General features: G+C 50.5%; 8 protein-coding genes and 2 tRNA genes. 8 read left to right on the top strand and 2 right to left on the bottom strand.

Features of this window, described 5'->3' with window-relative positions; translation table 11 throughout:
* Window positions 1-123 precede the first annotated feature (123 nt).
* A tRNA-Asp gene (locus FQZ95_RS09350) sits at window positions 124-200 on the top strand.
* Between the two features lie 8 nt (window positions 201-208).
* Window positions 209-284 (top strand) — tRNA-Trp (locus FQZ95_RS09345).
* Between the two features lie 95 nt (window positions 285-379).
* Here FQZ95_RS09345 and hdfR read toward each other — a convergent pair.
* Complete coding sequence (gene hdfR, locus FQZ95_RS09340) at window positions 380-1,219, bottom strand: HTH-type transcriptional regulator HdfR (RefSeq protein WP_000379245.1); 840 nt, start codon at window positions 1,217-1,219, stop codon at window positions 380-382.
* 118 nt (window positions 1,220-1,337) lie between these two features.
* Here hdfR and maoP point away from each other — a divergent pair, with 118 nt between their 5' ends.
* On the top strand, window positions 1,338-1,676 hold the full coding sequence (maoP, locus tag FQZ95_RS09335; RefSeq protein ID WP_000841001.1) for a macrodomain Ori organization protein MaoP: 339 nt from the start codon (window positions 1,338-1,340) through the stop codon (window positions 1,674-1,676).
* 24 nt (window positions 1,677-1,700) lie between these two features.
* On the opposite strand, the gene FQZ95_RS09330 is transcribed toward maoP, so the two are convergent.
* Entirely contained in the window at window positions 1,701-3,221 is a 1,521-nt protein-coding gene (locus FQZ95_RS09330) for a YifB family Mg chelatase-like AAA ATPase (RefSeq protein WP_105288344.1), read from the bottom strand.
* Window positions 3,222-3,573: 352 nt separating this feature from the next.
* Between FQZ95_RS09330 and ilvL the strand changes: the two genes are divergently transcribed.
* From ilvL to ilvE, 5 genes are all read left to right on the top strand, one after another.
* Window positions 3,574-3,672 (top strand): ilv operon leader peptide, encoded by a 99-nt coding sequence (gene ilvL / locus FQZ95_RS09325; protein WP_001311244.1) that lies wholly within the window; start codon window positions 3,574-3,576, stop codon window positions 3,670-3,672.
* An 86-nt stretch (window positions 3,673-3,758) separates the two neighbouring features.
* Window positions 3,759-3,809 (top strand): peptide IlvX, encoded by a 51-nt coding sequence (gene ilvX / locus FQZ95_RS09320; protein WP_001387183.1) that lies wholly within the window; start codon window positions 3,759-3,761, stop codon window positions 3,807-3,809.
* A 2-nt stretch (window positions 3,810-3,811) separates the two neighbouring features.
* Window positions 3,812-5,458 carry an acetolactate synthase 2 catalytic subunit gene (ilvG, locus tag FQZ95_RS09315; protein ID WP_001012636.1) on the top strand — a complete coding sequence of 549 codons (1,647 nt, stop codon included), beginning with the start codon at window positions 3,812-3,814 and terminating at the stop codon, window positions 5,456-5,458.
* Window positions 5,455-5,718 carry an acetolactate synthase 2 small subunit gene (gene ilvM / locus FQZ95_RS09310; RefSeq protein WP_000983255.1) on the top strand — a complete coding sequence of 88 codons (264 nt, stop codon included), beginning with the start codon at window positions 5,455-5,457 and terminating at the stop codon, window positions 5,716-5,718. Before ilvG ends, ilvM begins: the two co-directional genes overlap by 4 nt.
* Window positions 5,719-5,737: 19 nt before the next feature.
* A complete protein-coding gene (gene ilvE / locus FQZ95_RS09305; RefSeq protein WP_000208520.1) occupies window positions 5,738-6,667 on the top strand; it encodes a branched-chain-amino-acid transaminase in 930 nt (309 codons plus the stop codon).
* The last annotated feature ends 56 nt before the right edge of the window (window positions 6,668-6,723 follow it).

Genomic DNA, 6,723 nt, shown 5'->3' with positions numbered 1-6,723 from the left:
AGAAGTGAAACGCCGTAGCGCCGATGGTAGTGTGGGGTCTCCCCATGCGAGAGTAGGGAACTGCCAGGCATCAAATTTAGCAGTAAGCCGGTCATAAAACCGGTGGTTGTAAAAGAATTCGGTGGAGCGGTAGTTCAGTCGGTTAGAATACCTGCCTGTCACGCAGGGGGTCGCGGGTTCGAGTCCCGTCCGTTCCGCCACCCTAATTAGGGGCGTAGTTCAATTGGTAGAGCACCGGTCTCCAAAACCGGGTGTTGGGAGTTCGAGTCTCTCCGCCCCTGCCAGAAATCATCCTTAGCGAAAGCTAAGGATTTTTTTTATCTGTAACAACCCTCTCCGAAGTAAATCCTTCCACCGGCATCCTTGCCAGTCATTTTGATTAATACACTTCATCCAGCACGTTAATTTTCAATAGATCACGAATCAACGCATTTTTATCGCTATTTTGCAGCCATATAGCATAAAGCGGCCGTGAAAGTGTTGTGCTATCGACAACGGTATGTAGGCCGCCTTTTTTACGCGCCCAGCTGACTGGTAGCCAGGTGCAACCATTAAGCATCGCAATCTGTTGCTGTGCCAGTTCAGCTGAACTCGTTGTCAGAATGGGAACTTCGTCAGCACCGATCAAACCTGCCTCATGTTGTTGAAAATCTGGCCCCCATTCCAGTCGCAGATAGTTAAGATCTCCCTTAAGTTTGGAAGGGGCACTGGTATAAAGCGCTAAAGTGAAATACCCCAGCAACTGACTGCTAAATTCGTCCATTTTGGGCGCTTCAGTAGTAATAAGAAGATCAAGCTGGCGTTCATGCAGCTGTTTTACCAGAGACTGCCGTTGGGCAATTCGCGCTTCGAACTGTAAACCTGTATGGGCATCCTGGTTTTGATACAAGCGTCCCAACCACTGATTAAGCATACATTCCCACAACGAGGCGCTGGCACCGATAGAAAACTCATTATGTCGTGAGGTATGCGCCACCTCCTTACGGGCGGCCTGCCAGGTACTCATGAGCGTTTCTGCATAGGGCAGTAGCTTTTCACCGGCAGCGGTTAAACGGATATTGTTTCTGTGGCGGGTGAAAAGGTTCACACCCAGTTGATTTTCCAGTTGTCTGATTCGAAAGCTCACTGCTGACTGGGTCAGATAGAGCGATTCAGCCGCTCGACCAAAGTGACGCGTTCGGCTAACTTCCAGGAAAGTTTTTAACAATTCCGTATCCACAGTGCTCTCCGCAAAATTATTTGTCGTTATGATTTAAATGTTTTGTTTTACACTCTGTCAAGCGTAACTAATACTCCGCGCCATAACTAGCTCGGTCAAAGAATTAGGAGCGTGCAGGATGGCGGAAAGCTTTACGACGACTAATCGATATTTCGACAATAAACATTATCCACGTGGATTCTCTCGTCATGGTGATTTCACCATCAAAGAGGCACAACTGCTTGAGCGTCATGGTTATGCCTTCAATGAGCTGGATCTCGGCAAACGCGAGCCGGTTACCGAGGAAGAGAAACTCTTCGTAGCAGTATGCCGTGGCGAACGTGAGCCAGTGACAGAAGCAGAACGCGTGTGGTCCAAGTATATGACGCGTATCAAGCGTCCAAAACGTTTTCACACCCTTTCCGGCGGTAAACCGCAGGTTGAAGGTGCTGAAGACTACACCGATTCCGACGATTAATAAAAAGGGCGAAATGCCCTTTTTTTATGTCAGCAGTTTTTGCAAATGGATGAGCAAGCGGTCGATAGCACGATAGCTAACAGCCTCTTGCAAATGCTGACGTGTAATAATGTCAGACTGATCAATATCAGCAATGGTTCGTGCAACTTTAAGTAACCGCTGCCAGGCACGAATCGATAACCCCAGATGAAGCAGCGTTTCTTCCAGCCACTGCGCATCTTCGCTCTCAAGCTTGCAGAATTGGCGTATTTCCGGACTATCCAGCCAGGCATTCAGTTTATTCTGCCGCTTAAATTGGCGCTCTCTGGCGGCCATTACGCGTTGTTTAACGGTGGCGCTGCTTTCTCCCGGCACTACCGTTTTACTCAAAATGCCGGGTGGCGGTAATGGGATCTCCAGTGAGAGATCGAAGCGGTCGAGAAAGGGACCAGAGAGTCGGTTGAGATAACGCAGCGTTTGCTCTGGTGTGCAGCGGTTATGGTTTCCCTGATAATGTCCGGTAGGGCTGGGATTCATCGCCGCGACAAGCTGGAAACGGGCTGGATAGGTTATTTTTGCTCGCGTGCGTGAAAGATGGATCTGCCCGGATTCAATCGGCTCTCGCAAGGCATCCAGTGTACGCCGTTCAAATTCAGGTAACTCATCAAGAAAAAGCACGCCGTTATGCGCCAGCGAAATTTCACCAGGCCCTGGAATTGCACCACCGCCCACCATCGCAGTTAACGACGCACTGTGATGAGGTGAGCGGAACGGGCGCTGCCGCCATTGTTTTTGTACTGATTCAGCATTTACCAGACTTAATATCGCAGCGCTCTCCAGTGCCTCTTCATTGCTTAAATCTGGCAACAGGCCATTAATACGGCTGGCGAGCATTGTTTTACCTGTTCCCGGCGGTCCAATCAGTAAAAGGTTGTGTCCGCCAGCGGCGGTAATTTCCAGTCCTCGCTTTCCTTGCTCCTGACCGACAACATCACTGAGATCATGTTGTAGCGCCCGGGATACTGCATCAGTTGGTTTCGGGCGTTCGAGAGCGTGCTTACCTTCCAGAAACGCACAGACAGCCTGCAGATGATCGGCTATCAGGCATCCTTCACCGTTAATTAGCCCCACTTCATCTTCGTTATCTTTCGCGACGATAATTTTTCTGCCCGACTTAATAGCTTCAGTTGCACTGGAGATTGCGCCGGGAACGCCACGCAGAGCGCCTGTAAGCGCCAGTTCTCCGACTAATTCATATTCATCTAACTTATTGGCTGTAAGCTGTTCTGAGGCCGTCAGTAACGCAATAGCGATAGGCAAATCATATCGTCCCCCTTCTTTTGGCAGATCGGCTGGAGCAAGGTTGATGGTGATTTTTTTCGCCGGATATTCATATCCGCTATTGATAATGGCGCTGCGCACGCGATCGCGAGCTTCTTTTACCGTTGTTTCTGGTAAGCCCACCATCGTTAAGCCGGGTAGACCTTTACTGATATGTACCTCAACAGTGATTGGGGGCGCATTTACTCCCAGGGCTGCGCGGGTATGAACAATTGACAGTGACATAAGCCCTCCTTGAGTCGCCATTATGTGCATAAGATATCGCTGCTGTAGCCCGCTAATTCGTGAATTTTAGTGGCTGATTCCTGTTTATTTGTGCAAGTGAAGTTGAGTTGTTCTGGCGGTGGAACGATGCTCGCAAAAATGCAGTGGACAAAGGATTAACTACGAGGAAGGGAACAACATTCATACTGAAATTGAATTTTTTTCACTCACTGTTTTCTTTTTAAAAAACAACAATTTCTATTGAAATTATTAAAGGCATCATAAAAATCGGCCAAAAAATATCTTGTGCTATTCGCAAAATCTATGGTAACTCTTTAGGCATTCCTTCGAACAAGATGCAAGAAAAGACAAAATGACAGCCCTTCTACGAGTGATTAGCCTGGTCGTGATTAGCGTGGTGGTGATTATTATCCCACCGTGCGGGGCTGCACTTGGACGAGGAAAGGCTTAGAGATCAAGCCTTAACGAACTAAGACCCCCGCACCGAAAGGTCCGGGGGTTTTTTTTGACCTTAAAAACATAACCGAGGAGCAGACAATGAATAACAGCACAAAATTCTGTTTCTCAAGATTCAGGACGGGGAACTAACTATGAATGGCGCACAGTGGGTGGTACATGCGTTGCGGGCACAAGGTGTGAATACCGTTTTCGGTTATCCGGGTGGCGCAATTATGCCGGTTTACGATGCATTGTATGACGGCGGCGTGGAGCACTTGCTGTGCCGGCATGAGCAGGGCGCGGCAATGGCGGCTATCGGTTATGCCCGTGCTACCGGCAAAACTGGCGTATGTATCGCCACGTCTGGTCCGGGCGCAACCAACCTGATAACCGGGCTTGCGGACGCGCTGTTAGATTCCATCCCTGTTGTTGCCATCACCGGTCAGGTGTCCGCTCCCTTCATCGGCACCGATGCATTTCAGGAAGTTGATGTCCTGGGATTGTCATTAGCCTGTACCAAACACAGCTTCCTCGTACAGTCTCTGGAAGAGTTGCCGCGCATCATGGCTGAAGCATTCGAAGTTGCCAACTCAGGTCGTCCCGGTCCGGTTTTGGTCGATATCCCAAAAGATATCCAGTTAGCCAGCGGCGATCTGGAACCCTGGTTCACCACCGTTGAAAACGAAGTGACTTTCCCACATGCCGAAGTCGAGCAAGCGCGCCAGATGTTGGCAAAAGCGCAAAAACCGATGCTGTACGTTGGCGGTGGCGTGGGTATGGCGCAGGCAGTTCCTGCATTACGAGAATTTCTCTCTGCCACAAAAATGCCTGCCACCTGCACGCTGAAAGGACTTGGCGCAGTTGATGCGGATTATCCGTACTATCTGGGCATGCTGGGGATGCACGGCACCAAAGCGGCGAACTTTGCGGTGCAGGAATGTGACTTGTTGATCGCCGTGGGTGCACGTTTTGATGACCGGGTAACTGGCAAACTGAACACCTTCGCACCACACGCCAGTGTTATCCATATGGATATCGACCCGGCAGAAATGAACAAGCTGCGTCAGGCGCATGTGGCATTGCAGGGTGATTTAAATGCTCTGTTACCGGCATTACGACAGCCGTTGAATATCAATGACTGGCAGCAACACTGCGCGCAGCTGCGTGATGAACATGCATGGCGTTACAACCATCCCGGTGATGCTATCTACGCGCCGTTGTTGTTAAAACAACTGTCGGATCGTAAACCTGAAGATTGTGTAGTAACCACAGATGTAGGGCAGCACCAGATGTGGGCCGCGCAGCACATCGTCCACACTCGCCCGGAAAATTTCATCACTTCAAGCGGATTAGGCACCATGGGGTTTGGTTTACCGGCAGCGGTTGGTGCGCAAGTTGCGCGACCGAACGATACCGTCGTCTGTATCTCCGGTGACGGCTCTTTCATGATGAATGTGCAAGAGCTGGGCACCGTAAAACGCAAGCAGTTACCGTTGAAAATCGTCTTACTCGATAACCAACGGTTAGGGATGGTTCGACAATGGCAGCAACTGTTTTTCCAGGAACGATATAGCGAAACCACCCTTACCGATAATCCCGATTTCCTCATGTTAGCCAGCGCCTTCGGCATCCCTGGCCAACACATCACCCGTAAAGACCAGGTTGAAGCGGCACTCGACACCATGCTGAACAGTGATGGGCCATACCTGCTTCATGTCTCAATCGACGAACTTGAGAACGTCTGGCCGCTGGTGCCGCCTGGCGCCAGTAATTCAGAAATGTTGGAGAAATTATCATGATGCAACATCAGGTCAATGTATCGGCTCGCTTCAATCCGGAAACCTTAGAACGTGTTTTACGCGTGGTGCGTCATCGTGGTTTCCACGTCTGCTCAATGAATATGGCCGCCGCCAGCGATGCACAAAATATAAATATCGAATTGACCGTTGCCAGCCCACGGTCGGTCGACTTACTGTTTAGTCAGTTAAATAAACTGGTGGACGTCGCACACGTTGCCATCTGCCAGAGCACAACCACATCACAACAAATCCGCGCCTGAGCGCAAAAGGAATATAAAAATGACCACGAAGAAAGCTGATTACATTTGGTTCAATGGGGAAATGGTTCGCTGGGAAGACGCGAAGGTGCATGTGATGTCGCACGCGCTGCACTATGGTACCTCAGTTTTTGAAGGTATCCGTTGCTATGATTCGCACAAAGGACCGGTTGTATTCCGCCATCGTGAGCATATGCAGCGTCTGCATGACTCCGCCAAAATCTATCGCTTCCCGGTTTCGCAGAGCATTGATGAGCTGATGGAAGCGTGTCGTGACGTGATCCGCAAAAATAATCTCACCAGCGCCTATATCCGTCCGCTGATCTTCGTCGGTGATGTTGGCATGGGCGTAAACCCGCCAGCGGGATACTCAACCGACGTGATTATCGCCGCTTTCCCGTGGGGAGCGTATCTGGGTGCAGAAGCGCTGGAGCAGGGGATCGATGCAATGGTTTCCTCCTGGAACCGCGCAGCGCCAAACACCATCCCAACCGCGGCAAAAGCCGGTGGTAACTACCTCTCTTCTCTGCTGGTGGGTAGCGAAGCGCGCCGCCACGGTTATCAGGAAGGTATCGCGCTGGACGTGAATGGTTATATCTCTGAAGGTGCGGGCGAAAACCTGTTTGAAGTGAAAGACGGTGTGCTGTTTACCCCACCGTTCACCTCATCCGCGCTGCCGGGGATTACCCGTGACGCCATCATCAAACTGGCGAAAGAACTGGGAATTGAAGTGCGTGAGCAGGTGCTGTCGCGCGAATCACTGTACCTGGCGGATGAAGTGTTTATGTCTGGTACAGCGGCTGAAATCACGCCAGTGCGCAGTGTAGATGGTATCCAGGTAGGCGAAGGCCGTTGTGGCCCGGTTACCAAACGCATCCAGCAAGCCTTCTTCGGCCTCTTCACTGGTGAAACCGAAGATAAATGGGGCTGGTTAGATCAAGTTAATCAATAAATACAAAAAATGGGACGGCACGCACCGTCCCATTTACGAGACAGACACTGGGAGTA

This window comes from Escherichia sp. HH41S, assembly GCF_009820115.1.
Taxonomy (GTDB): Bacteria; Pseudomonadota; Gammaproteobacteria; order Enterobacterales; family Enterobacteriaceae; genus Escherichia; species Escherichia coli_F.
Note: the sequence above shows the minus strand (reverse complement) of the source record. Positions and strands in the feature narration are given on the sequence as shown.